Annotated in this window: 22 protein-coding genes; 2 read left to right on the forward strand and 20 right to left on the reverse strand. The window is 38.5% G+C overall.

Features of this window, described 5'->3' with window-relative positions; genetic code table 11:
- Positions 1-65: 65 nt before the first annotated feature.
- The 10 genes from H9648_RS17790 to H9648_RS17835 all read right to left on the reverse strand — a co-directional run bounded on the left by H9648_RS17790 (position 66) and on the right by H9648_RS17835 (position 17,856).
- The gene (locus H9648_RS17790; protein ID WP_191755139.1) at positions 66-1,511 is read right to left on the reverse strand and encodes a spore germination protein; all 1,446 of its coding nucleotides are present in this window, start codon (positions 1,509-1,511) and stop codon (positions 66-68) included.
- A 254-nt stretch (positions 1,512-1,765) separates the two neighbouring features.
- Positions 1,766-2,614 (reverse strand): tryptophan 2,3-dioxygenase, encoded by an 849-nt coding sequence (gene kynA / locus H9648_RS17795; protein ID WP_191755140.1) that lies wholly within the window; start codon positions 2,612-2,614, stop codon positions 1,766-1,768.
- Positions 2,615-2,718: 104 nt separating this feature from the next.
- Positions 2,719-3,162, reverse strand: coding sequence for an SRPBCC family protein (locus H9648_RS17800; RefSeq protein ID WP_191755141.1), 444 nt, complete (start codon positions 3,160-3,162; stop codon positions 2,719-2,721).
- 9 nt (positions 3,163-3,171) lie between these two features.
- A complete protein-coding gene (locus H9648_RS17805; protein ID WP_191755142.1) occupies positions 3,172-3,954 on the reverse strand; it encodes a metalloregulator ArsR/SmtB family transcription factor in 783 nt (260 codons plus the stop codon).
- A gap of 258 nt (positions 3,955-4,212) precedes the next feature.
- Complete coding sequence (locus H9648_RS17810; protein ID WP_191755143.1) at positions 4,213-14,505, reverse strand: carboxypeptidase regulatory-like domain-containing protein; 10,293 nt, start codon at positions 14,503-14,505, stop codon at positions 4,213-4,215.
- A gap of 290 nt (positions 14,506-14,795) precedes the next feature.
- Positions 14,796-14,984 (reverse strand): alpha/beta-type small acid-soluble spore protein, encoded by a 189-nt coding sequence (locus tag H9648_RS17815; RefSeq protein ID WP_066395381.1) that lies wholly within the window; start codon positions 14,982-14,984, stop codon positions 14,796-14,798.
- A gap of 126 nt (positions 14,985-15,110) precedes the next feature.
- On the reverse strand, positions 15,111-15,299 hold the full coding sequence (locus H9648_RS17820) for a hypothetical protein (protein ID WP_066395384.1): 189 nt from the start codon (positions 15,297-15,299) through the stop codon (positions 15,111-15,113).
- 65 nt (positions 15,300-15,364) lie between these two features.
- Entirely contained in the window at positions 15,365-16,000 is a 636-nt protein-coding gene (locus H9648_RS17825) for a phosphatase PAP2 family protein (protein ID WP_191755144.1), read from the reverse strand.
- Positions 16,001-16,368: 368 nt separating this feature from the next.
- A complete protein-coding gene (gene trhO, locus H9648_RS17830) occupies positions 16,369-17,277 on the reverse strand; it encodes an oxygen-dependent tRNA uridine(34) hydroxylase TrhO (RefSeq protein WP_191755145.1) in 909 nt (302 codons plus the stop codon).
- Between the two features lie 90 nt (positions 17,278-17,367).
- Positions 17,368-17,856: an ankyrin repeat domain-containing protein gene (locus H9648_RS17835; protein ID WP_191755146.1), complete on the reverse strand. Its 489-nt coding sequence runs from the start codon at positions 17,854-17,856 to the stop codon at positions 17,368-17,370.
- Between the two features lie 177 nt (positions 17,857-18,033).
- Between H9648_RS17835 and H9648_RS17840 the strand changes: the two genes are divergently transcribed.
- Positions 18,034-18,813 carry a LysM peptidoglycan-binding domain-containing protein gene (locus H9648_RS17840; protein WP_191755147.1) on the forward strand — a complete coding sequence of 260 codons (780 nt, stop codon included), beginning with the start codon at positions 18,034-18,036 and terminating at the stop codon, positions 18,811-18,813.
- 239 nt (positions 18,814-19,052) lie between these two features.
- Here the strand turns inward: H9648_RS17840 and H9648_RS20790 are convergent, their stop codons facing one another.
- The 6 genes from H9648_RS20790 to H9648_RS17870 form a co-directional block, all read right to left on the reverse strand.
- Positions 19,053-19,409, reverse strand: coding sequence for an AAA family ATPase (locus tag H9648_RS20790; RefSeq protein ID WP_318243559.1), 357 nt, complete (start codon positions 19,407-19,409; stop codon positions 19,053-19,055).
- 16 nt (positions 19,410-19,425) lie between these two features.
- Positions 19,426-19,698 (reverse strand): AbrB/MazE/SpoVT family DNA-binding domain-containing protein, encoded by a 273-nt coding sequence (locus H9648_RS17850; RefSeq protein WP_191755163.1) that lies wholly within the window; start codon positions 19,696-19,698, stop codon positions 19,426-19,428.
- 294 nt (positions 19,699-19,992) lie between these two features.
- A complete protein-coding gene (locus H9648_RS17855) occupies positions 19,993-20,676 on the reverse strand; it encodes an N-acetylmuramoyl-L-alanine amidase family protein (protein ID WP_191755148.1) in 684 nt (227 codons plus the stop codon).
- Positions 20,677-20,857: 181 nt separating this feature from the next.
- A complete protein-coding gene (locus H9648_RS17860; RefSeq protein WP_191755149.1) occupies positions 20,858-21,100 on the reverse strand; it encodes a P-loop NTPase family protein in 243 nt (80 codons plus the stop codon).
- A gap of 308 nt (positions 21,101-21,408) precedes the next feature.
- A complete protein-coding gene (locus tag H9648_RS17865; RefSeq protein ID WP_191755150.1) occupies positions 21,409-21,699 on the reverse strand; it encodes a DUF4306 domain-containing protein in 291 nt (96 codons plus the stop codon).
- Positions 21,700-21,784: 85 nt separating this feature from the next.
- Positions 21,785-22,222 carry a VOC family protein gene (locus H9648_RS17870; RefSeq protein WP_191755151.1) on the reverse strand — a complete coding sequence of 146 codons (438 nt, stop codon included), beginning with the start codon at positions 22,220-22,222 and terminating at the stop codon, positions 21,785-21,787.
- A gap of 291 nt (positions 22,223-22,513) precedes the next feature.
- Here H9648_RS17870 and H9648_RS17875 point away from each other — a divergent pair, with 291 nt between their 5' ends.
- Positions 22,514-23,167 (forward strand): M23 family metallopeptidase, encoded by a 654-nt coding sequence (locus tag H9648_RS17875; protein WP_191755152.1) that lies wholly within the window; start codon positions 22,514-22,516, stop codon positions 23,165-23,167.
- A 54-nt stretch (positions 23,168-23,221) separates the two neighbouring features.
- Here H9648_RS17875 and H9648_RS17880 read toward each other — a convergent pair whose 3' ends face one another.
- From H9648_RS17880 to H9648_RS17895, 4 genes are all read right to left on the reverse strand, one after another.
- Positions 23,222-23,971, reverse strand: coding sequence for an ABC transporter permease (locus tag H9648_RS17880; RefSeq protein ID WP_191755153.1), 750 nt, complete (start codon positions 23,969-23,971; stop codon positions 23,222-23,224).
- Positions 23,972-24,733: an ABC transporter ATP-binding protein gene (locus tag H9648_RS17885; RefSeq protein ID WP_191755154.1), complete on the reverse strand. Its 762-nt coding sequence runs from the start codon at positions 24,731-24,733 to the stop codon at positions 23,972-23,974. It lies immediately after the preceding gene.
- Between the two features lie 120 nt (positions 24,734-24,853).
- On the reverse strand, positions 24,854-25,195 hold the full coding sequence (locus tag H9648_RS17890; RefSeq protein ID WP_191755155.1) for a DUF1048 domain-containing protein: 342 nt from the start codon (positions 25,193-25,195) through the stop codon (positions 24,854-24,856).
- A gap of 58 nt (positions 25,196-25,253) precedes the next feature.
- Positions 25,254-25,574 carry a PadR family transcriptional regulator gene (locus H9648_RS17895; protein WP_191755164.1) on the reverse strand — a complete coding sequence of 107 codons (321 nt, stop codon included), beginning with the start codon at positions 25,572-25,574 and terminating at the stop codon, positions 25,254-25,256.
- Positions 25,575-26,360 lie beyond the last annotated feature (786 nt).

Below are 26,360 nucleotides of genomic sequence, written 5' to 3' on the forward strand. Positions count from 1 at the left end.
AAGTTTTAAATATTTATAGGCATTATAACAATTAAATTAATAAAAAGACAATAGCTACTGCTTTATTATGAATTAGTATTAGGGTAATCATGTTGAATATTGTTAAGCTTTGCTAACCTGCCTCGATAAAACGTATCTTTAAACTCTTCCATTCGAAAAGGTATGATTGGTGATAAAAAGGGAACTCCCACAGATCGTAGAGAAGCCATATAAAGAATAAGTATTGTAGTAGCAATTACTAAACCAAAGAAACTAAAGAAATATCCAATAAATAAAAACAAAAGACGTAAGGTATAAATAGGTGCTCGCATTCCTTTATTAATTATGAGAAAAGATGCTAAAAAAGTAATTCCGATAGTAATTAAACTCGCTGGGTGTATAAGCTTTGCACTCACGGCTGTTTCACCAATAACAATCGTTGCAACTAAAGAAATCAAAATAATAGCATTTTGAGGCACTCTAAATGTAGCGTCTATTAACATAACTATAAGTATTATAAGTAGCAGCATACTCCAAAAAGTTGGGATCAGTTCATCACCTTTAAACAGCGTTTTTGATATTTTCCCAGGTAAATCATCGGCATAAAATTTAGACATAACTACATAAATAGCTGGTAAATAAATTGACATAAGAAAAGCAAAAATTCTAATGAGACGAATAGTAAATCTTCCATTCTTTTGATAGTATTCGTCAGGAGATTGGATCGAAGATACAAACAATCCAGGTAAAATAATGCCATAAGGATTTCCGTCAATGAAGATGATTACTTTTCCTTCATATAAAGAAGATATTATGACATCTGGGCGTTCGGATTCATCACTTAAATTAAACAGAGAATACTTCCCATCAATTTCTTCTGTGATTAATCTTGCTTCAAGTATGTAATTTACTGAGATTCTGTCAATTAAATCACGAACTGTTTCTAATACATCTTCATCAACGATATTTCTTAGAAAAAGCATAGATACTTTTGTTTTAGAATAATTCCCTATATCTTTAGACTCGATAGACAAAAATGGTGTTTTCATCATTCCAAGAATTAAACTAACATTGGTTTCTAATTTTTCTGTAAACCCAACCATTGGTCCTCTTGGCGAACGCTCGCTAGTTGCTTTCTCTATACTCCGCTCTTTTAACATTGCCGTTTTAGCAATGATTCCCCTATCCTGACCTTCAATAAGTAATACTGTACTTCCACTTAAAATAGAATCTATAATTTCAACAAATGTTGAGGTTATATTTACGTTTGCTGTTTCAATTACTTCAACAGCAATTTTATCTATAAGCGATTCACCTTTATTCAAGGTTATACTACATGATTTAAGTGGTTTTATAATATATTCTTGAATGTTATCTGTTTTGGCTATTCCTTCAAGAAATAACAGATTAATTGTTAAGTCATTTGAATTCCCTCTCACCTTTCTCACGGTCAAGTTTTGCTTATTTTGAATACTATCCTTAATTTTTTTCACATTTATTTGAAGTGAATTATGTAATTCTGCATTGTTCATTGTTTTTCCACCTTATTTATAGTCCGTATCAGTATGTTCATAAAAAAGGTAAAAAAGACGTTTTGAGACTTATTTTAGAAATTACTAAAATGGACATTGTTTGTTAATATCGAACAACTCCGTGATAAAAAGAAATGGACTCTGCGGTGAATAAACTAATATAAAAACAATTAACAAGCAGTTACGAAAAAAACCGCAACGTATTACGCTGCGATTTGAATGTTTGATATTTAATTTTTTCTTTTATCCCAATCTTAAATACTCGTACGCAGATCCCAAAGCTCTGGGAAGAAACGTTGATCTAATACTTTTTTAAGATAGTTCACACCTGAAGATCCACCTGTTCCTACTTTGAAACCGATGATACGTTCAACTGTTTTCATGTGACGGAATCGCCACTGCTGTAGCCAGTCTTCAATATCTACAAGCTTTTCTGCTAATTCATACAGATCCCAATACTTTTCAACGTTTCGGTATACTTCTAGCCAAGCTGCTTCTACTGATGCGTTATATTCATAACGTTTTGTTACATCACGGTTCAGTACTTCGTCATCGATTTGAAGCCCCGCTTTTGCAAGCGCCTGAATGGACACATCGTACAAGCTTGGTGTATGAAGAGCAGCCGTTAGCTGTTCGTGAAGGTCTGCGTCTTTTTTGTAAATTTCTAAAATGTGCGGTGTTTTATAACCGAGTGCAAATTCAATCATTCGATATTGATACGATTGAAAGCCTGATGCTTGTCCAAGCTTATCACGAAACTCCATATATTCTGCTGGTGTTAGGGTTGAAAGTACATCCCATGATTCGATGATCTGAGATTGAATCTTAGACACACGTGCTAACATCTTGAACGCAGAATGAAGGTTTCCGTCTTTAATGGAAGAAATCGCTGAACGTGTTTCGTGAAGGATAAGCTTCATCCATAGTTCTGATACTTGGTGGATAATGATAAACAACATTTCATCGTGATGACCGGATAGCCTGTTCTGCCCTGACAAGATCTTATCTAGGTTCAGATACTCACCATACGTCATTTGATTGATAAAGTCCGTGTGAAGTCCTTTTTCTGTTTCTTTGCTGTCCAATTTTTTCTGTTCTGTCATTGAAATCCACTCCCCCGACAAATTACTGGTATGTCACCGCTTTCATTATACATGATTCTACGTAGGACTTTTTATAAATCTATAGAAAAAAAGACCGTGAACCATCACGGCCTTTCATTTTCGAGTATCTGTTTAATCTTTAACAAATCTTTTTTGTTTGCTTTTTTCATCCTAAATGACATAAAAGGAGTGACTATTTTTGAAAAACCAGCTGGAACCCCTTTGTTGCGGAGTGTCATTTTGGTTACACCTTCCTTTTCCGTGTACCACGTATAAGTGGTCTCCATCGGAAAAGGACCATTTGCTGTTCGCATCACCAACTTTTTACCCGGAACATATTCTGTAACTTCATATACGTATTCAAGTTTTCGTCCTAAGAAATAAGCGATAAACGCCATTTTTGAACCTATCTGCAGAGGTTTTTCCGTGACCCATCCAACTGAATTAATGTTATCGTACCATAGTGGTGCATGATCTGGATCAGCAGCATAGTGAGCGACTACGTCTATCGGACGTTCAATAGATATCTCTGTTCTAACATCAACCATAAGATTCTCCTATTTTTGTTCAACGAATTCTTTCAGATTTTCTGCAAGTAGCTCGTTCCAACCGTGGCGGTGAGCTTCTTCCCAATGTGGTTCGAGTATTCCAACGGCTTGGTGAGAAAGCTGCAGAACAGTCCGATCACCGTCTTCAATCAATTTGTAAGAATATGAACTATTTACGGACCCACTCATCCCTAGTAAACCATTCAATCGAATCTCTTCGTTTCTTTTGTAGTACGTAACATTTCCCCAAAGAGCTCCCTCACCATTTCCCCAATCTTCATAAAAACGTCCTGCAAGTTTAGGCTCCAAGATTAACTTGGAATCCTTTTCACCTACTCTAAAGTGCCACCAGCTGCTTATATCTTCTGTTAATGCTTTGAACACTGTTTCTTTTTTCGCTTGTATCACAATCTCTTGCTCGATTTGAAACGAGTCGACCTTGATTTCTTTTGTTTGTTCCATTTTTACATCTTTCCTTTCTTCTACTAAATTTTTGATCGCAATCAACGAATTCGCATGTGGTGTTTCGTATTTACTAACCCACCTGTTATATAGCACTTGAAGTGGAATAACGTTCAAATAATTTACTCGTAGTCTACCTTTGCGACGGATTGTAATAAGGTTTGCGTCAACCAGTACGCCTAAATGCTTCATGATGGCATACCTTGACACATCGTATTTTTCACTTAATTCACCGGTCGTGAGTGGCTGGCTTTTGAGATGATCTAGAATATCAATACGGATGGGATGAGATAATGCTTTAAACACTTCTACTAATTCTTCATTTACCATTGAGTTGTTGCTACACCTGCCTCTTTAATAAGTGACTAAAAGGTAACATTTCTAATATGTGACTTTAAGGTAACATATAATTACGCCTATGTCTACTTTTTAATTTAGAGTAAAGTTTATTTGTTCTTGATCGATCTTTTGGAATAAGACATGTTTTTTAAAATTACTCCAACATTCTTGTATCCCTTTGTATCACAACCAAAAAAAGAACTCTTCAAATAAATATCTGAATTTGAAGAGTTCTTTCCATTTTTTAACTTAAACTCTTACTAAGTTAATGCAAGTCAGGTCAAAAGTTACATTCCTCCTTCTTATTACTCCCCCCACAATTGCTTCGTAGGTAAATAATGCACAATTGGCTGCAGAATCTATACGTTCTAACGTAAAAATCGTCGGTTTTCCTGAACCATCAAGGCTAATAGGGCTGCTTCCAATGATAATGTAAAATTGAGCTGCCCCAGGAACAGGTGGTACTGGAGTAATCGCAACAAGAGAAATAGGTAAAAGTAATTCTTCTCCTGCAGCCAGGGTAATGATGGTCGAAAATGGTTGAAACCCTGAAGCGACAGCACGCAATTCATAAGTGCCGGCTGGTATTCCTAAAAGAGAATATACACCACTTTCGTTTGTTTTTACTTCAGCAACAAGCTGCCCTTTTTCATCAAAAATTTGAATGATGACACCGGAAATCGGTTCACCCGTCCCACTATCTGTTACTTGACCCGTGATATCCCCATCTGCTCCAGGGACTAATGCGAAATTGATTCCCTTCAAATTTTGACCTTGTTCGAGTTGCACGTTTAACGAGTCCTCTAGATAGCCTTCTGCATTTGCTATGACCGAATAAATACCAGCACTGAGATTTCCAATGAAATAACTGCCATCCTCTTCAGTAAAAGTCGTACTTACAAGAACACCTTTCTCATCGAAAACTCTGATAGTCGCTTTACTCAACGGTCCATTTCCGGCAATAATAACCGTTCCGGAAATAGAGCCAGGATTGATGGGCAATACAAAATTCTCCACATTTGTATCGTTAATGAGTAATGTGGACTGTCTTCCATCCGATCCAAATCCTTGTGCAGAAGCTCTAAGAGTGAATGTTCCATTACTCAAACCTGTAAGGGTATAAACACCTTCTATATTAGTAAGTGCAACGGCTATCGGACGGCCAAGCAGATCAAATGTTTCAACAATAGCACCCACGATCGGCAACCCGGTTTCTGCATCTGTTACAGTTCCAGTAAAAGTACTTGGTATTGAGATCAAGTTAAAGTTCACTACATTCGGAATGTTTGGTTCAGCAGTAAAGCTAATCGTGTTACTTCTGTAATCATTGTTCAATGCTGTCAGACTGAACTCTCCTGGTAAAAGCCCTTCAATAAGAAAATCACCATTTATATCTGTCTGGACCTCTGCAATGACTACACCATTTTGGTCAGATAATCGTAATAGTGTGTTTATTAACGGAATACTGCCATCACTGTTTCTGACAGTTCCGGATACACTAGCTGTTGCTGGGGATAATTGCAAATCAAGAAAAGTTACATTTGCTGATTCCACACTTATGGCAGCAGAATCATTTCCATATTGTTTATTTGTAGCAACAATTGTATAGTTTCCTGCAGGTATACGACTGAATCTATACCTGCCTTGATCATCTGTTAATGTAGTTGCTACAACTGGTCCTGATGAACTGATCTTTCGCAGCTCAATATTCGTTCCAGAAAGAAATGCACCTGTTGCAGCATCTGTGACAATTCCTTCTACACTTCCAGGCTCACCTGAAAGAATTAAGTTTGTGATCGTAGTTTCATTAGGAGCGATTACAGCAGATAATGATCGTTGCTCATATCCAGGTGCACTAACAATCATCGTGTAGATTCCTGGCAAAAGGTCAATGACAGCATAAGTGCCATCAGTCTGAGTTAATACACTCGTTACCACTGCACGGTTTGCATCAATAATTTGAATGATTGCACCGGGTATAGGAGCGCCTAGAGAATTTGTAATGATTCCAGTCAAATCTCCTGTTTCTGGTGAGATGGCAAGAATAGCCTGAGTTGTTTGCCCCTCTTCAATGATTACACCTTGTGATATATTGCTGTATCCTGGTCTAACCGCTGAGATTATTACAAGCCCTTCCTCTAAGTTTTGTAAGGTTAAAGAACCGTTCTGATCTGTTATTTGTTCTGTAATTGGCAGTCCCGTTGTATTGTATACACCTGTTAAAACACCAGTCACAGGATTGCTAGTAGTAGAGTCAAGAACCAAGATTGTTAGTGTTCCACCAACATCCTCTAAAGGAAGATTGAGTGGTGTATCTTCTCCTGAGAACACTTCGACCGCAAATGTTCCAGGAGCAAAACCTCGCGTTTTTACGTTTATTACGTAATCTCCTTGTTTGATCTGAGGGATTATATATGTTCCATCTGACTCCGCAAGCACCGTTGTCACAAGGACATTATTTTGATCATAAAGGTTAATCTGGATAACTCTCTGTATAATCGGATTTCCATTTCTATCCGTTACAGTACCTAAAATATTTCCAAATTCCTCACTCAAAATCAGATTGGCCGTTGTGACGTTATCACTCACAACTACGGCCCCAACAGACTCTACAGCATACCCAAATAGATTAGCTGAGATTTGATAGGAATTAGGATTTAAGCCTTCAAATGCATAACTACCATTACGATCTGTTACAGCTGTTGCAATGATAATATCGTTTAGTATTACATTTACAACTACCCCGGGCAAGAAGTTTCCGGTTGTATCAGTTACTGTTCCAGTAATGTTCCCCGGATTTAAATCAAGGTTAAAAGATACATTGGATGTTTGCCCTGCAACAATGAATACACCTTGCGTATCACTCGTAAGCCCTTGAGCCACCACCGTAACAGCATATGTGCCAGCAGAAAGGTTTCCGATTACAAACGTACCATCACTATTCGTTATTGCTGTACCAACTACACTGCCATTTACGTCAATCACTTTTACAGCCGCTTCACTAACCGTACCTAAAGGACTCAAGACCGTACCAGAAACTACGCCAGGATTCTCTAACAAGAAACCGTCTGCGATTGATGCTTCATTTGCGCTAATCGTTACACCAGTAGTATACGTATTGAAGTTAGGAGCTGTTATTACGACGATATAAGGCCCTGGCTGAAGTCCATTAATCGTGTAAGTTCCATCTGGATCTGAAACACTGCTCGTAATGGGCTGTACACTGTCTCCAGCATAAATTTGAATGATAGATCCACTTATCGGTGATCCTGACAACTGATTAACAATTACACCTGATAAGGTTCCAGGAAGTGGTGCAAGGTTAAAATTAACCTCTGCTTCTTCCCCAGAAACAACCTCAAATCCAATTTTTCCAGATTGATAATTTTCGTTAACCGCCACTAGCGTATAAGCACCAGGAGAGAAATTTTGCACAAAGAATCGACCTTGTTCATCTGTCTGTACTACAGCTACATTTACACCTTCTGCATTGATTAATGTAACAACTGTTTTTACTAATGGCGTTTCACCTGATGTGATAACACCTCTCACACTTGCTGGGACAGGATCAAGTGTGAAATTTCGAGTTGAAGTTTCACCGTTCTCAATACGAATGGAACCACTTTCCGTTCCAAACCCTTGATTTGATGCTTGCAATAGATAGGTTCCGCTGGATACTCTCTCAAAGCGATAATAGCCAGTGCTATCTGTAAGAGCAGTTTCAATGACAGGACCAAACGGACTTATTATTTTCAGCTCAACTGCTGCACCAAGTAATGGCTCTCCTGTTGAACGATTTGTAATAATCCCCTGTATGAATCCACCTTCTTGAATAAGAACAAGGTCAACAATCGTTGTTTCATTTGGCACAACTGCTCCAGCACCAATCGTGCTTCCAAAATTATCTGCTGACGCTGTTATCGTATATTGACCAGGACTCAAGCCAGAAACTTCATACTTTCCTAAAGCATCTGTCAACACTGTAACTATAGGCGTTCCCGTGCTGTCAATAATTTGAACACTAGCTGTACCAATAGGGTTTCCAGTATTATCTAAGATGGTTCCATTTAAATTGCCTAATAAAGGAGAAAGATTTAGTTGAGCATTTGTGACTTCTCCAGCAGATATAATGGAACCAATCGATTCAGAGCCAAATCCAGGTGCAGAAGCCCTGATATTTACTGAACCTGGTGGTAAATCTATGAATCTGAATATTCCTGCTTGATCACTTGTTACTTTAGAAATCAAAATTCCTCTTGTATCCCTTAACTCTACGAAACTACCAGGAAGCGGATTTCCTGAACTAGCATTTACAATAACGCCTTCAACAGATCCTCTTTCCTCAGGAAGGGAAACGATTAGGTTTGAAACCTCACCGTTGTTTACAAATGCCCCCACTGTAACAGCCTGATAATTTTCAGCCCTAACGTTAATTTGATAAGCACCCTCAGGCAATTGAGAAAAGACGAATCGTCCATCAGCAAGAGCAGTAAATGACTGTAACAAAACGCCGTTTACATTTAGTAATCTAATAGAAGGAAATGACCCTAAAATAGGATTACCATTTTCATCAACAACCACTCCTGTTATTTGACCCCCTACACTATTTAAGACAAAATTCAGAGTGGAAGTTTCATCTGGTAAAACAATTACTCCTAATTGAGATTGAAAATAGTAAGGTGATGTGGCAATCACTGTATAAGTGCCTGGGTCTAACAGTATGGAAGAAAAGTTTCCTTGATCATTTGCATTGGTTGCAATAATCGGGATTCCTTCTGGAGTAAGAAAAGTAATTAATGTCCCCGGTAATGGCTCGCCAAACTCATCCACAACATTTCCTGTAATTGTTCCGCCCAATGGTGTTAATGAAACATTGATGCCTGTTAATTGATCGCCTGGTTGTAAAGAGACTCCTGACGTCGAGGATGAATATCCATCCAATCCAACAATGACCGTATAATAACCAGGTGGAAGATCTCCTATCTCATAAATACCGTCTAAATTTGTCGATCCGTTTCCTATTTCTATATCATTTTCATTAACCAATCGAACACTCGCATTTGTAAGTGGAACTCCCGCGCTATCCGTTATCGTGCCTGATACTGATGCAGGATTGGGTATCAATGCAAGTTGTATACTCGTTGTTTCAGCAGCATTCACAACAATACCGGCAGTACGAATTTGATAGTTTAAAGTTACCGCATTTAAGGTATATGAACGTGGTGCAAGGCCTTCAATCAAAAAGTTTCCTTCTGCACCCGTTACTCTTCTTGCAATAGGTGTCGTCGCCCCTGGTGTATACAACTCCACCAATGCTCCTACTAGAGGGGATTGTGTTTGTTCATCTAAGATTACCCCTTGGACCTGACCTGGCTCAAGAATTAAAGAAAAATCTGCCTTTTCTTCTTCACCTGGCAATGGATCGATTGATAAACGAACTCTTTGATAATTTGGGGAGATGGCTGTAACAAAATACTGGCCCGCATTGAAACCATCAATGAAATAGAAACCATTCTTATCAGTGGAAACTCCTCTAATGGTAAACCCATAGATATCCAATAAGCTGATCAATACACCACTAATAGGTTCACCCGTGTCTGCTGATCGAACAACTCCTGAGACTGCTGATGGAAAAGGTTTCAGTACAAAATCAACTCTTCTAGTAGTATTGGACTCTATAAACACAGAGGCACTTGATGATCCATACCTTTCGTCAGAAAACACAATTACCGTATAATCACCTGGATAAACTCCTTGCGTAATATAATTTCCTTCTTCATCCGTTAAAGTCTTTGCTAATATTGGTCCAGTAGGTGTTAAATATCTTACATAGATCGTCGAATTCGCTATAGGATTTCCTGTTGTTACATCTGTTACTCTCCCGATAATAAAACCTGGTTCAGGAGTTAGAATAGAACTCAATGATGTCGTTTGACCAGGTAAAATAGTAAAGGTAGCGGTTTGGCTGGAGAATCCATCAGCATTTATTACAACACGGTATGAATCCGGTCTTAAATTCGGATACGTAAATTGTCCGAACGAATCACTAACAGCCTTAACATCTAACGGTTTTCCTAAAGAAGATATATTAATTATAGCGTTCGTGATCGGTTCTCCAGTCAGCTGATTGGTAACAAAGCCAGTTACAGAACCAGGGTTAGATGTTAATGATACATCTTGTATAAACCCTTCTAATCCTATGTTAACTGCAAAAACTTGGTTTCCATAACCTTCAGCAATCGCGTTTAGCAGATAGCTGCCAGGTGCAATGGAAGAAAAGGTGTAACTACCATCTATCCCAGGAAATACTTTTGCAACATGAAAGCCGGTATTATCTGTTAGATAGAGTGATACGGCTGTATCCGTTATTGGATTGCCCGTATCCGTATCAATTACTGTACCACTTAATGTAGTAAGAATCTGCGCGAGCGGTACTGTAATCATAGTAACTTCATTACTTGTTACAATAACTGCAACGTTGTTTGGAGAATAACCATCTAAAGTTGCACTAATAAAATACGTCCCTTCGCTTAGCTCTGGGATTTTGAACTGACCATTTGATTGAGCGATTAATGCTTGAAGCAGTTCTCCATTTGCACCGAACAACTTCAATCGTATGTTGTCACCAGATAGCGGATTTCCTCCTTCATCTGTAATACTCCCCATAATCGTTCCAACCGTACTTGTTAATAGAAGTGTAGCTCCAGATGTTTCTTCACTTTGTACAATAACACCTGTTATCCCAGTGGAGTAATTACTAGCAGAAGCAGTAACTGAATATGAGTCTGGTAGAATATTTCGGACTAGAAAATTTCCATATTGATCAGTTGAAGTAAAACGGACTAATAAGCCTATACTATCTCTTATCAGTATGGTGGCTCCGACTATTGGCAAACCTGATACAGCATCTAAAACATCGCCTGAAATCGAACCTCTGATCGTTTCCACTGCAAAATTTAAGTCTGTAATGTTTTGACCAGGGGAAATGGCGACATTACCCGTTGCACTTGCAAATCCTAATGCTCTAATGACAATGCCATAAGAACCTACAGGTATATTTCCGATCGTGTAATTTCCGTTCTGATCTGTAGTTCCGTTTCCAATAGGTGTTTCATTCGAATCTAAAAGTAAAATCGTAACATTTGAAAGTGGTACACCTAAGTCTGAAACGATTCCCCCACTCACGCTTCCTGGATTTGGGTTTAGTGAAATGGAAATGGAAGTTGCCTGATCAGACTCAACTATAGCTCCCACGAAGCCAACAGCATAGTTCATAGCAGAAGCTTTAACGATATAGTTGCCAGGCGCAAGATTCTGGAATAAAAAAACACCTTCAGGATTAACGGCTGTAGCGTTAATGAACTGATTATCCATTGTATATAATTGCACCATTGCATCGGTTACTAATGGCGAAACAGTGCCCGTTATCGAACCTGGATTTGGAGTCATGGCTATATCCACTTTTTGAGTTAAACCTGCTGGTATTAGCGTGCCGACAGTCGTTGTTTGATACCCATCTGCTATGACGGTAAGTGTGTAAAAGTTCGGCGGAAGTCCTACTGAGTTAAATGAACCATCAGAATTTGTTAAAGTGGTATCTATAAGTTTCCCGAGGACGTTTGTAACATTTACCGTTGCACCGGCAATCGGAAGACCTGACACACTTTCAGTGATCATACCTGTAACAAGACCTGGATTTGGCACCAGACTAATGGTCACAGGAGACACAACTCCAGGCGTTAATTTGATTGAAGCAGATGCACTTTGAAAATTTTCTGCACTGACATTTATGTTATATGTCGCAGGTGGAAGATCTTCAACAATAAATGTTCCATCCAAATCTGTGAAAGTAGTAGAGATTATCGACCCGTTTCCATCCATCAATTGAATCTGAATGGATGCACCCACTATTGGTTGACCACTATTATCTACGACTGTTCCTAAAATAGATGCTGGATTAGGAAATAAAACAAAATTGACAATCGATGTACTTCCAGCTGAAATAATCCCTCCACTAATACCTGTCTGAAAGTCATTAAAATTAGTAGATAAGATATAACTTCCTGGTGATAATTTTCCAATCGTGTAACTGCCGGCACTATCCGTCACAACTCTTGAAATTAATACATCCGAATCAGCACTTCTGGCTAATACAACTGCACCAGCAATCGGATTTCCTACATTATCACGGACACTCCCAGAGAATGTTCCAAACAATGAAAGAAGCTCTGCATTAAGTATTGTCGTTTCGTTGTCTATTATTTGTGCTCCTATGGTAGCAGCGGAATAATTATCTGCTCCGATTATAACCGTGTACCTGTCAGGAGCTAATCCGTTTATCGTGTAATTACCATTTTCATCTGTTACAGTTTTGGAAACTACCGATCCATTTAAAACGACGTCAACGGTTGCTCCTATTATAGGGGAGCCACCTCCGGTAATAACTCCAGTCAAAACACCTACAAGCCTTCTCAATGAAACATTTACCGTTGTAACAGCATCAGATTCCACATATACCCCAATTGTTCTCGTACCATGACCCTCTACTAAAAATGTAACAATATATGCGTCTGGCGCTAAAGAATCTACGACGAACTGTCCATTACCATCTGTCGTTACAGAAGCTTGCGTTATGCCACTGCTGCTTACGATTTTCAAACTTGTTCCTGGTAGTGGTTCTCCTGTGTCTTCATCCAATACCGTACCTTGTATTGAACCTGGATTTGCCAATAAATTCGCATTAACAATTTCTGTTTCGCCAGCTTCTATTGAAAAACCTACTACAAAGGTCTGAAATAAAGGTGCACTAACACGAAGTCTGTATGAGCCAGGAGCCAGCTTATTGATTGTATAATTACCTGCACCGTCTGTTATCGCTGAAGCTATTGCGATTCCGGTACTGCTTAACGCTTCAACAAGTGCACCTGCTATCTGAACTCCCTCACCTGAAATTGTTCCTGTTACAGTACCTGGATTCGCTTCAAGAGAAAAGTCTGCAATAGTCGTCTGATTGGATGGGATTCTCTGTCCGATCGTTACCGATTCAAAACCAGATGCTGAAACAGAAACAGTGTAGTATCCAGGAGTAGTAGAAGGAAAAGTATATTCTCCTGTTGGTGAAGAGATTGTCTTTGCTATTACAGTCCCAAGTGAATCTGACAGAAAAATGTCTGCTCCATTTATTGGTGCTCCACTAATTGACGACCTAACTGTGCCTTGCAATATTCCAGGTATAGGTGAAAGAATGGGATTTATGATTGTAATTGTTTCTGCTTGAATGACGACACCTTGAGATAGCGTTGTATAATCTATCTTTGAGAATTCAATCGTATAAGTACTTGGTGCAATATTAGCAAAGCTATATTTCCCAAAAACATCGGTTTCAGTGACTGCTACTTGTGTAGCTCCTGATAAAAGGCGAACAGTTGTTGTTGGAACAGGCTGCCCTGTAGCCCCATCTAGTACTGTCCCTGCTGCTCCGCCAGTTGCCTGAACGTTAACTGAGATATTTGCAGAAATAGGTGTTAAGTCTCCGCCAGTAAAACTATCAAAACCCGTTGCTCTAGCGGTATTCAACACCCTATTACCCGGCGTATAAAATAAGCCTGCCTCTACAAACTCCAAAGTTGCAGTCGCACCTGGAGCTAAGTTTCCAACTGACCAAGTCAGAGTTTTCGTAACTGTATTGTATGCCGTAGTACCTTGAGAAACTGTTGCTACAGCAAAATTAGAAACAACATCCAATGAAACGATATCTGTTACATTAATTAATTTTGCCGTACTCTTACCTATATTTGTTAACAATATTCTTCCCGTCCATTGTGCAATCTGTCCTGTCACAGGTGAAGTTGGGCCGGAAATCAGTGATTTGGTAATCTGCAGTTTAGCACGAACATTCCCTGTATTAATCGTTGTAGGATTCGATAATGCATTTGCAAATGAAAATCCTTCTGAAGTTCGCAGTGAATCTTTGTTGTAATTGTTGTTGTTGGCGGATGTGAAAGCAACCATCTGCACTGGACTTTGGGCATTAATGCCAAGGTAGGAAAAAAAAGTAGAAGCAGGGATTAGAAAATCGATAAAATAATTTTGAGTATTACCTAACGATGAATCAGCTTGTAAAACACGGGCGACATCAAAATTAATGATCGATCTGGAATAATTAGGATTCCCCTTTCCGTTTGTCCCTTCTGCAGAATCATCCCAAGAATTGACCTGTTTTACCGTATTCTGAATAAGGTTTACTTGATTATTCAGACCGTTGACCGCAAGTAGCCAATCATACGTTCCTGCTACACCAGTAGTATTGAAAAGAACTCCCCATGCGAAATTAGCAAAAGACGTCTTCGTACTGTTTCTTGGATCGGATCTAACACGCATTCTAAAATAAACATTAATATCGTCATACGCGTAGTAAAATGAAGGAAATGTTGCGTTCCCAACAATATCGGTACTTGCAGGATTCATATCGTTTACTACATCTGCATATGGCGACCCACCAACCGTTATTGCTGTAAATTGACTATTTGTAGGAAATGACAAAATAAACACCCCCAATAAATAAATACATCTCTTCACTATACGTGTTCTTTATCCAAAAATTACCTTGTCATCTCTGTATTGAAAGACTTTTTTTCATAATGTAGAGAGAATTGTTTGCTTCACATTTAAAGGATTAATAGGTAAGTGGAGACGGAAGAATAATAACAAACATGTTTTATTAGGGAGTGAAAGGAGTTTGCTCGAGTTGATCTCATATCTATAAACCGAAAATGGACAAAAAAATAAAACCCGGAACGAATTCCGGGTTTTTCTTACAAGGAGGTTACTGATTAACGAAGTCCGCCTAGCGCTTGAGCTACAAGACGCTTAGTGATTTCGCCACCTACTGATCCGTTTGCACGAGAAGTTGTGTCTGGTCCAAGATGTACTCCGAACTCAGCAGCGATCTCTTGTTTCATTGCGTCAAGAGCTCCTTGTGCTCCAGGAACCACGATTTGGTTGCTGTTATTACGTGCCATGCGATTTCCCTCCTTTGGGATAATATGTACGAAAAACAATTTGTTTTCCGTTAAATGTAGTATGGGTTAATTCTGAAAACCTATTCATAGAAATATAATTTTTTTTCAAAAAAAAACAAGAACTCGTCATAAGTCCTTGTTCTTCAGCTCTTGGCTTAACAAATCTTCCTCTATTAATTGTGCTCTCTTTAACTCTTTTGCAGAATGTTTCTTAAAAAAGACTACCGTTCTCCAAGCAAAAATCGTGAAGAGGGCAAGTGTAATTAAAGCCGGTATGTACTCAAGTTTGTTCTCTGGAAATACGATTGGTAACATATCTTTGCACCCTTTCGGTAAACAATTCCGTATTATTATACCAAATACGAACCATAATTGATATGTTATACAGCGGTATTTGTGTTGTTTCTGTTAACGCTTTCTACTTGTTTGGCATGCTTAGCTGTGAGTTTGCTAAGAAGGATGAAAAGAACGATGCCTAACGTAAATCCTGCCAAAATGTCAGATGGATAATGAACACCAATATAGACACGATTTACCCCGAGTAGGAAAGGAAGAATTGCACCCGCAACTAAAATCCAGCGTTTTGGATACCGTTCATAGAGAAGAAATGCTGCAAATAAATAAAACGAGGTGCCAACCATCGCGTTTCCACTTGGAAAACTATAACCATCTTCCTCCAGCAAGCGGTCAGTTAATGGTCGTTCTCGCTCGAACAGGGATTTCACTAGCAAATTTAGACCATAAGAGACCAGAATACTTCCGATCAGCAACAAGCCGTTTTTCCATCGTTTCATTATGAAATGGACGATCGCACCCATTAAGCAAAGTCCAGCGAGGACTTTGGCGTCCCCGACATGTGTAAATGCTAATACAATAATTTTTAAGCTTTCTGTTCGTAAACTAAGCATCCATTCTCTTTGGTTAAAATCAAAGGATACTACGAAAGTGGATTCATAAAATGCAAAAATAGTAAAAAGTAAGATACCTACCATCATGCTTAAGTAACTTTTTTTCATATTTGTTCCCCCCTTCCGTTATTTTACGTTAATCTTTTCAAATGAAGGATAAAAAGTTTAAAAAGTCTGTCATTCCACCTTGAATTTGACCGTTTTCAATGTGGTTTTCATGATTCAAGCTTTTGATACGATATACCTGACGGGGTATCTAGAGCATTATTTCATGAAGTTTGTTGATTAATTCTAGAAATTCCGAACTTATTCCGGCGAGATTTTGCAATAATACGGCGAGTTTATCTCATTTATCGGCGAGTCGACACAGTCCGACAGACATGACCACCCTCAATACCCTCAAATAACGCACCATATCCATCTGACATCCCACATAGCTTCCCTTAAAAAGAAAAGTCCTCCTACAAAGGAGAACTTTAGCTTTCTGCTTCACATTCTTTTATATAACGATTCCAAGGATGTTCTCTGCATGCTGTGCTGCACGAGCGTTTATGTTCATGCTCACACTCTTCACACATCAACAGATGCGCGTTACATTCTGGATTTCCGCATTTCACATAACGTTCTTCTGGGTTTCCGCAGTGATAACATTTGCCTACCACAACCTCTTCACCTGTTCGGTTAACTGGCACGGAGATCCGCTCATCGAACACATAACATTTCCCGTCCCATAGCTTCCCTTTTGCTTCTTCATCATACCCATAGGAGATAATTCCGCCTTCAAGCTGAGAAACGTCCTTGAATCCTTCTTTTACCAAGAAACCTGAGAACTTTTCACAACGAATACCGCCTGTGCAGTAAGTGAGGACTTTTTTATCTTTGAACTGACTGAAGTTCTCTCTCACCCATTGTGGCAGCTCTCGGAATGTTTCAACGTCCGGTCTGATCGCATTCTTGAAATGGCCAAGGTCATATTCGTACGTGTTCCTTGCATCCAAAATCACCACATCTTCTGATTCCATCGCTTCAAGCCATTCTTTTGGAGAAAGATGCTTACCAGTAAGTTCGTTTGGATTCACATCATCTTCCAAACTTAAATGAACGAGCTCTGGACGCACGCGAACCTTCATCTTTTTGAAGGCATGTTCGTTCGATCCCTCTATTTTAAAAACGGTATCTACAAATCGAGGGTCATCCTTCATCATCTTCATGTATGCTTCAGTCTGTTCCACCGTTCCTGATACGGTTCCGTTGATCCCTTCATACGCTACAAGAATTCTGCCCTTTAACCCGATCTCCTTACAAAGAGCGAGATGTTCTTCTTTAAATGCTTCAGGGTCTTCGATCGTTACGTATTTATAATACAATAGTACTTGAAAGTCCATGATTACCACCTACTTATGCTTCTTAAAAAACTACCTTCCCTATAATAACAAATTATGAGAAAAAGAAAAATACAGGACGCGTCCTGTATTTTAGATTTTATTCAGTGTACTGTTTCTCAAAATTTCAGCTGCTTCATGCGCTTCTTCATCTTCTGCCAATTCAAGAGCTGTTTTTCCATCTTCTTTGGCTAGGTAAGGATCGGCTCCTTTTTCAATAAAGTAAGCGATCATCTCAGGGTCGTTATGCTGAGCGGCTTGATGGAGAATGGTCCAGCCTCCGCTCTGCTTTTCGTTAATATCAGCTCCGTGCGATAAGAGAAGACTGATCATCTCCTGGCGATTTTTCATATTAGCTGCAGCAGCATGTAGTGGCGTGTTCGCCATATTGTTTCCTGATTTCACTTGAACATCCGCTCCGTGATCAAGCAACAGTCTCACAATCTCCAAATGGCCAAAATGAGCCGCTAGATGAAGAGGTGACCATCCTTCACTGAGTCCGTTTATGTTTGTTTCTTCGTTATTCAAAAGTTCTTCAACCACTGTTATATTCCCATCCATTGCTGCTTGGTGCAGATTCATAGTATCCACCCTTTCTGATCGTTGTTGTAAGACTACTTCGACTTCCTGACATGAAAACCCTTTTACATACAATTATTTACAAAATTTTTCTCTCATTCCCAGTTGTTTCGCGGTCTAAATTATGTGAACATTTAAATAGTGAAAGTCGTTGGGGGAACTGGATATTTGGGGGATATTATGCGTTTAAAAATTTTATCTTTATCATTGGCTGCTTTTCTGACTATGACAACTGCAGCACAAGCTTCAACACCATATACGGTTCAACAAAATGACACACTGTGGAAGATCGCACAGCATCAAAATGTAAGCGTATCAAATGTAATTGGAATGAATCGATTGACGAGCCATAGCATCTATGTTGGTCAAACGTTATACATTCCGTCATCTTCAAATCTACACAATGTAGTAAATGGAGAGACACTTAACAAAATCGCTTCGGCGTCAAATGTTAGTTTATGGGCAATTCAACAGGCAAACCCACAGATCAAAGAGATCAATTGGGTATACCCTGGACAAGTAATCGAGCTGCCAGCTTCTGTTGCCAAGCAACAGCCAGCACCAAAATCCGCAGCTCCAGCACAACCTTCTGTCGGTTCAACTGCTACACAAGTTTCACAGCTTGTGAATGCAGAGCGTCAAAAAGCCGGCCTTGCCCCATTAACACTTGATGCTGAACTCAGCAATGTTGCTTTGGCAAAAGCTAAAGACATGATTCAGAATAACTATTTCGATCATAACTCACCGACTTACGGATCTCCGTTTGACATGATGCGCAGCTTTGGAATCGATTACACAGCTGCTGGTGAGAACATTGCAAAAGGGCAAACTTCACCACAAGCTGTTATGACAGACTGGATGAATAGTCCTGGCCATCGCCAAAACATTTTAAGCTCTAACTACGACTCCATCGGCGTAGGCTATTTTGAAGGAGCTTGGGTACAATTATTTAAAAAATAAGGATCTTCCGCACGACTTTCCACTAAAAAACATGCAGCTTTTCTGGCCGCATGTTTTTTATATGTGTATGAATCGATTATCTGTTTTTATCTCACGAACGACATGCTGTATGTCATAAGGAGTAAGTAGACTTGTATGAAGAAGTTGGTTATGGTTTAGCCCTGAATGTATGAACTCATCAAAAAGGACCAAACACCTATCACCCATACGTTCTTCCTCAATACGCAGGGCATCTCTTTTTACCAACGTATCTTTATCTGTCCAAAGAACAACGTTTTAATCGTAACACCAAGGTCACGCAGCTGGTTACTTAACCATTCCACATCTTTTGGAAAGATGATATAGTCGATGACAACATCACTTCCATATTGTAAAAAGTTTCTTGTAAGATGAAGAATGTTATGCCAGATCAAATCATGCTCCCGCTCACTTTCCCAAGGTTTCTCTCTACCGTTTCTGTGCATATGACTGATATCATCGCCTGATAGATAGGCACTATGAGTTAAACTGTTTACCAGTTCCATCGAAGTTGTCGATTTTCCGACTCCTGCAGGTCCCGACAGAAGATAAACCGTTCTTGCCTGTTCCTTTATCACTGATGTTCCTCCACACTTAAAACTTTAGTTCTAATTCTTCTAAAAGCGCTTTTGCACCATTCGGACTGAGTACGAACTTCCCGCCAGCATAGGCAGTATTTTCATCGGTTACTTCTCCTGTAATCGCACACGAGTTATTCGGTATGTATTTCTTTAATATAATACGGTCGTCTTCTACGAAAATTTCGGTACCATCTTTAATGTCTAGATCCATCATTCGTCGTAATTCAATCGGAATAACAATTCTTCCTAACTCGTCTACTTTTCTCACAATACCCGTGCTTTTCATATGTTCTACCTTCCTTTTCTTCTTTCCAAACGAAAAGTAAAATCTGCACTGCATGTCACCTTACTCCATCGCTTGGTAAATAATGTTTTTCGTTGAACCAATCATCTCAAAAACTTCTATAAATAGGAAGAGGATATGAGTTGGGTTAATTTAATGAGCAGATAGGACTAATTTTGGTGTGGAAGGTGTGAGAAAATGATATTTCGTATTTGTCATGAGTAAAAAAACCTATACTATTTTCCCGAAATGTAATTACAAGTCAAAAAAAAACACCTATTATTGGTGTGTTGGATATTACTTCACTCTTAATATCTGTCCCGGATAGATGCTGTAGTTATTATCAAGATTGTTCCAGCTTTTAATCTGCTGAATCGTACTGCCGTATTGTTGACTTAGAGCATAGACTGTATCTCCACTTACCACTGTGTGATAAATGGCTTTTTTAGGAAGATTGAAGCTCTTTACAATCCCATTCACATGTCCACGCGCAATATTCTCAATAAATGAAGCTGTTTTTAACTTATTGGCGTCATTCACATTATCGATAAACCCATTCTCCGTTAATAAAGCAGGCATGTTCGATTCACGCAGCACATGAAAGTTTGCTGTCTTCTGTCCACGATCGCTGAAATTCACTACTTTCAAAATTTCGGTATGCACATTATCTTGATACGTTGTTGTAGGTGCTGTGGATCCTGGATAAATGTAATCTTCGTACCCTGTTCCCCCACCTGCATTAACATGAACAGATAGAAAGAAATCGGCTCCCCATGCATTTGCAGCATCTGTCCGTTCCGTTAAGGACTTCGTTACATCTGAAGTCCTGCTCATTAAAATGGAAACATTGCTGTATTCGGAAAGTAAAATATCTCTGATTCGAATGCCTATTTGAAGAGTAAGTGTCTTTTCTGTGAGGTTATTCCCCACAGCTCCAGGATCAGTACCGCCATGACCTGGATCAATAAAAATTTTCACCATTTTCATCACCCCTATTATTCATAATATGATGGAGTCTATGAAAAGGTTTGTACATTTTAATTGTTTAGTAGATTTATTTGGTAGTTTTCAGCAGTGTTCGGTCATCTTATTTCGATCGAATTAAAAATTCTTCTCTTAACCAGAATTCCCCTTAATATCAAGCTCAATGTCTTGTTTTTATCTAAGGTTCTCGAAAAAGTTTTCTTTGTTTCATATAATCAACAGCCTTTGTTTTATTCTTTTGCTTTAAAATATGTTCTTCTTCTCTTTTATCTCTATTAAAGGCATTGTATTCATCGTATGTAAGTACACCTTCCGATATAGCATTTTTAACTGCACAATGTGGCTCTTTAGTATGAGAGCAATTAGTAAACTTACACATTCTAGATAAGTTTTCAATTTCAACAAATATCCGATCATTCATTTATCAAACCTCACTCTATTTAAATAAATATCGGTTCCTGTTATTTAACAATCCTGCTATGTTTGTTGAATTAATTCTAATAAAAAGGCACTTCTCCTTCTCGAAGAAATGCTTAACTTTGATCTTAAAAAATTTCTTGTTTTTGCATTGGGGATTTTACCCTTAGTATAACTGATACGACGATACTCGACATTCCTATTAGAAGAAACAACCAAGTAAACCATTCTAGACCTATGGTAGGAGATCTAAACGTTAACGAACTGGCTAGAAATAATGTAAAACCGAGTATGCTGAAGAATAGGCTCAATTTATTTGTGTGATTTCTTAAAAGCCATGTGGCAAGTAATACAAGGATATACAGCAAACTGATAGTCAATTAGTATTGGAAACAGTTGTTTGAACTTTGCAGCATAAATAAAATGATCGAATCCTGAGATCTGAGAGACATTTGTTACAGTTCCATGATTCCAATTCGAAAAAATAGCCGAGTACTTCCATTCCCACCATGTATCTCTTAATTCACTTCCTTCATACCATGCTGAAAACGTTGAAAAAAGAAACACAATAACTGATAAAACAAATTGAATAACATATGACATAACTAGATTTCCTCTCGCTTGATTATGGTATTTATCGCTTTTTATAGAAGAACTATCTTTTAAATTAGGAGTCTAGCCGTTTTAATCATCCGATCTTCTCCGCTAACTCTAGAATAATCCCCTCTGGACCACGAACATAGCTAAGCTTGTAGCTGTCTTCATATTGCTCGATCTCACTAAAAGTTTCCAGGCCCTTCTTTTTCAAAACAGCAACGATCGCCTCAAGATCCTCAACAGCAAAGCAAATATGCCGAATGCCTAGCGTATTTGGAGAAGGTAATTGTGGGTCAGATTCATCTGCAGGCGTATAATATTTGACGAGCTCTATCCAAGTGTGACCGTCAGGCATCCCTAGTCCTACACAACTCGTTTTAACATTCTTTAGTCCAACTATTCTGTCCAACTGGCCTCCTTCCAGTTCCCATTCCGCTTTTACTTCAAGACCTATATCAAGGAAAAAAGCTTTCGCTTCTAAAAGATTATTTACATTTATACTCACATGATCGATTCTATTAACCTTCATAATCAATTCCTCCGATGTTCATTTTGGCTCATAAGATATATTCGATTGCACTACTCTAAAACCTTTCCTTAATTAAAATCTCCCCATTGAAGCTTATGACACTCAAGACTCCCGTCCTATTCTAAAATACTTATCTAGTTAAATAGATACACACAAAAACTACTAAAAATAGGACATTCAAATACACTTCTGTAGTAAGACATTATCATTTTTCAACAACCTCTCTTAATTTCATATACACATTTCCTTTTTTGTATTATATTGGAACACATTAAGAGGAGGAGAGTTATTATGAAAAAGTTTATAAGTCTATTCACTGTGTTTATTTTTTCACTCGTGCTCGTTGCTCCATCATTTGCATCTGCAACGCAAAAGTTGATTCAACCGATCAACAACGCATATATTACCGCTGGTTTTTTGAATGCTAACTATCAGCAGAAATTTGGCTTCAAACATTATGGATGGGATTTAACATCCTCTAACAGCAGCAGAGCGGTTTGGGCGAGTGGAACTGGAAAAGTTTTAGCAACCGGCTACGATAACGTTTTAGGAAATACCGTCATTGTTAAATATCCTGCATCTTACATTCATTCAACAGGAGCAACGAAAGATCTTGTGTTCCGATATAATCACTTAGCTTCTATTGCCGTATCTAAGGGACAGAGTGTCACAAAAGATACTCGATTAGGTAACTATGGTAATACAGGATTGTATTCAACCGGTCCACACCTTCACTTTGAAATTGATACAGACACCGTTTATTACCAATACTCTCCTACACTAGGATCGAGTTCAAATATTATAAAAGCTGGTACTGCTAGCACGGTGCTATCTCCGAAAAATGTTCTATACACCAAAGTTTCTATTCCAGATAACCAGAGCATTTATATCGTTGGAGATGGCTATCAATCTTCCTCTGAAGATGACCTTCCATTTAAAAACTAACAACAAAAGAGACAAAGCAACTCTCGCTTTGTCTCTTTTTGTTGTTCACTTCATTTATCCCAACTGTCGTTTGAACTTTTTACTAGCAAAGAAGTAAGCAATTACCATAATTCCGATACACCAAGCAAGCGCAATCCAGATATCATTTCCAACTGGTCCCTCATATAATAGAGCACGAATCGCGTTCACAATGGATGTTACGGGTTGATTTTCAGCAAAGATACGCACAATCTTTGGCATCGTTTCTGTTGGAACAAATGCTGAACTGATAAAGGGTAAGAACACGAGCGGATACGAATAAGCTGTTGCTCCTTCCATTGTACTTGCTGTTAATCCCGGAATAACGGCGAGCCATGTTAGCGCTAGCGTAAATAGTCCAAGTATTCCCGCTACAGAAAGCCAATCTAGAAGTCCTGCGTTAGAACGAAAACCCATCATCAAGGCGACTGGGATTACAATTAAGATTGTAAGTGCATTAGAAACAAGTGAGGTGAAAACATGTGCCCACAATACTGATGATCTTTTGATTGGCATGGTTATAAAACGAGCCATTAATCCACTCTTCACATCTGTAAACAGTCGAACAGAGGTATAAGCCACACCTGATGCGATCGCCATCAGCAATATGCCTGGTAATAAGTAATTCACATAGTTGTCTGTCCCTGCCTCAATCGCCCCTCCGAATACATAGACAAACAATAGCATCATCATAATCGGGGTAATAGCCACCGTGATAATCGTATCCGGACTTCGCATGATATTACGCATTAATCGTCCTAATAAAGTTCCTGTTATACTTTTCATTTAAACATTCTCCTTTTTACCGATGATGTTGAGGAAAATATCCTCTAGTGATGGCTGCTTCTCAACGTACTCCACTTTCGCTGGCGGGAACATCTCTTTAAGTTCTGAAAGTGTTCCTGTTTTGATGATTTTCCCACCATGCAAAATAGCGATACGGTCTGCGAGTTGCTCCGCTTCCTCCAAGTATTGAGTGGTTAGCAAAATAGTCGTTCCAGCATTAGCAAGTTCTTTTACAGTATTCCAAACTTCAATACGTGCTTCAGGATCAAGTCCTGTTGTTGGTTCGTCGAGAAAAATAACATCCGGTGGCCCGATTAGACTCATGGCAATATCCAGCCTTCGTTTCATCCCACCAGAATATTGGTCACTGCGTTTGTTTGCAGCTTCCGTTAAGCTGAATCTTGCAAGTAATTGATCTGCAACTTGAGTTGGTTTGTTAACACCTCTTAATTTTGCAATCATCATAAGGTTTTCCCGCCCAGTAAGCATTCCGTCTAAGGCTGCAAACTGCCCTGTTAAACTAATGCTCTGACGAACTCCATCGGGTTGACGATCGACATCAAATCCGCAGATTATCGCTTCCCCTTCATCCGCTTTCATCAAAGTGGAAAGAATGTTGACGATCGTCGTCTTTCCCGCTCCATTTGATCCTAACAATGCTAAGATCTCTCCCCTCTGCACCTCAAGGTCTACTCCTTTTAAAACTTCCTTATCTTTAAAAGACTTTTTCAAGCGTTTTATAGAAATCGCTGTTTGATTCATGTTTTTCCTCCTAATAGATTATGATTTTCACTATTCAGTAACACTGATAATAAGTGTTACTTAGTACCGAGTGAAAAAATAACTGAATAGCTCCCAGTACATTCTATTCAGCCATGATTGTTACTCTTTTCTTAATTCCTTCTTAATGCTTTGGTTCAGATCTTCACGATATCTAGCAAAATAGGTTTTGGCGTTTGCCACGAGTTCATCTGCGAAAGATGCCACATCTTCCCCTGTAATGTCTAGCACTGGTCTCCCTTCAGCAGCTGCTGCTTCAAACAAATCAATTAACTCATATTGGATGTGCAGCATATCCATCCCGTTTCCTGAAGAAAAATTCCACATATACGTTTGAATCTTTTTAAATACAAACTGATAATCCTCCGGAAGAGCTTCGACACGGGCCATCATCATTTTGTATTCTTTCTTATCACCAATCATCTTTTTAATCCATTCCAACATATTTCTTTCCTCCTTTTTATCCGTTCCATTTATAATGTCACCAAAACACTTTATGAGCTTATTGTGCTTTCAATACATTTATCTTTGAAGATACGAAATCCCATCTTCGCCAAAATGATTCTAGTTCCTTTCTGCCAGCTTCATTAAGCGTGTAAAACTTTCGAGGTGGTCCCATATCTGACGGCTTCTTGACTATGTCTACCAATTTCTTTTTTTCTAATCGGACGAGGATCGTGTATACCGTACCCTCCACCACTTCTGTAAAACCTAGATCGTTTAAGCGGCGTGTAATCTCATAGCCATAGGTCTCATGACGGCTGATAATTTCTAAAACACAGCCTTCAAGTGATCCTTTTAGCATTTCTGTTAAATTTTCGATGTCAAAAGCCTCCTTTATTTCATCTGGCCTATAATAAGTATGACTTAGTACCGTTGCAAAAAAAATTTGAAATCACTCTTTCTATATAGTATTACTTATTACCTCTACATTGTATGACTGAGTACCAGGAATGTCAACTGTTTTCCAAAAAATAGTTTATTTGTTATTTTTGTTATAACATACCTATCAATATCCGAGCCGGCATCTTCAAGAGGCGTCAATAATAATTTTTATAGATATTTGTATTTAAAGCCTCGCGAAATGTGTAAAAGGTTCCGTTTTGAGGTTCATCTCCACAAAATTAATAAGGGAAATGACATTGATTTTGTCTTTGTAATTGCCTGGGTTAAATAAACTCGTCATTTGACGTGTCTTTTAATTTATATCAGATTTTCCATTAAAGCACCCGTTTCCTTAATTCTTTATGAATTATCTTTGAAATGGCTATTTCTGTTGTACGATCAAATACACTAGTAATGATAAAGAATTGTTGTTGAATTTCCTTCAATCGATTTAATAAAGGAACTTTTACAGAATATTTTTGTAATGCCTTAAACATTTGTCCCGTGTTAACTAGGTTACTTTCTGCCTTCATTTCCCTGTTTTTTTTCGCTGTTTCGTGATTTTCAAACAATAATAATGAGCAATTTCAAAAACTAAAATTTCCTAGCTTTTATTAGTTCAATAAAAAAGGTCAGCCAGTAAAAAATAAATTGTACCCTTTGTAAAGGACATTCTAAAAAAGGTCATGCCACATGGAGAAGATGATTTCTGTATTGAACAGGA

The sequence above is a fragment of the Fictibacillus norfolkensis genome, assembly GCF_014836645.1.
Taxonomy (GTDB): domain Bacteria; phylum Bacillota; class Bacilli; order Bacillales; family Fictibacillaceae; genus Fictibacillus; species Fictibacillus norfolkensis.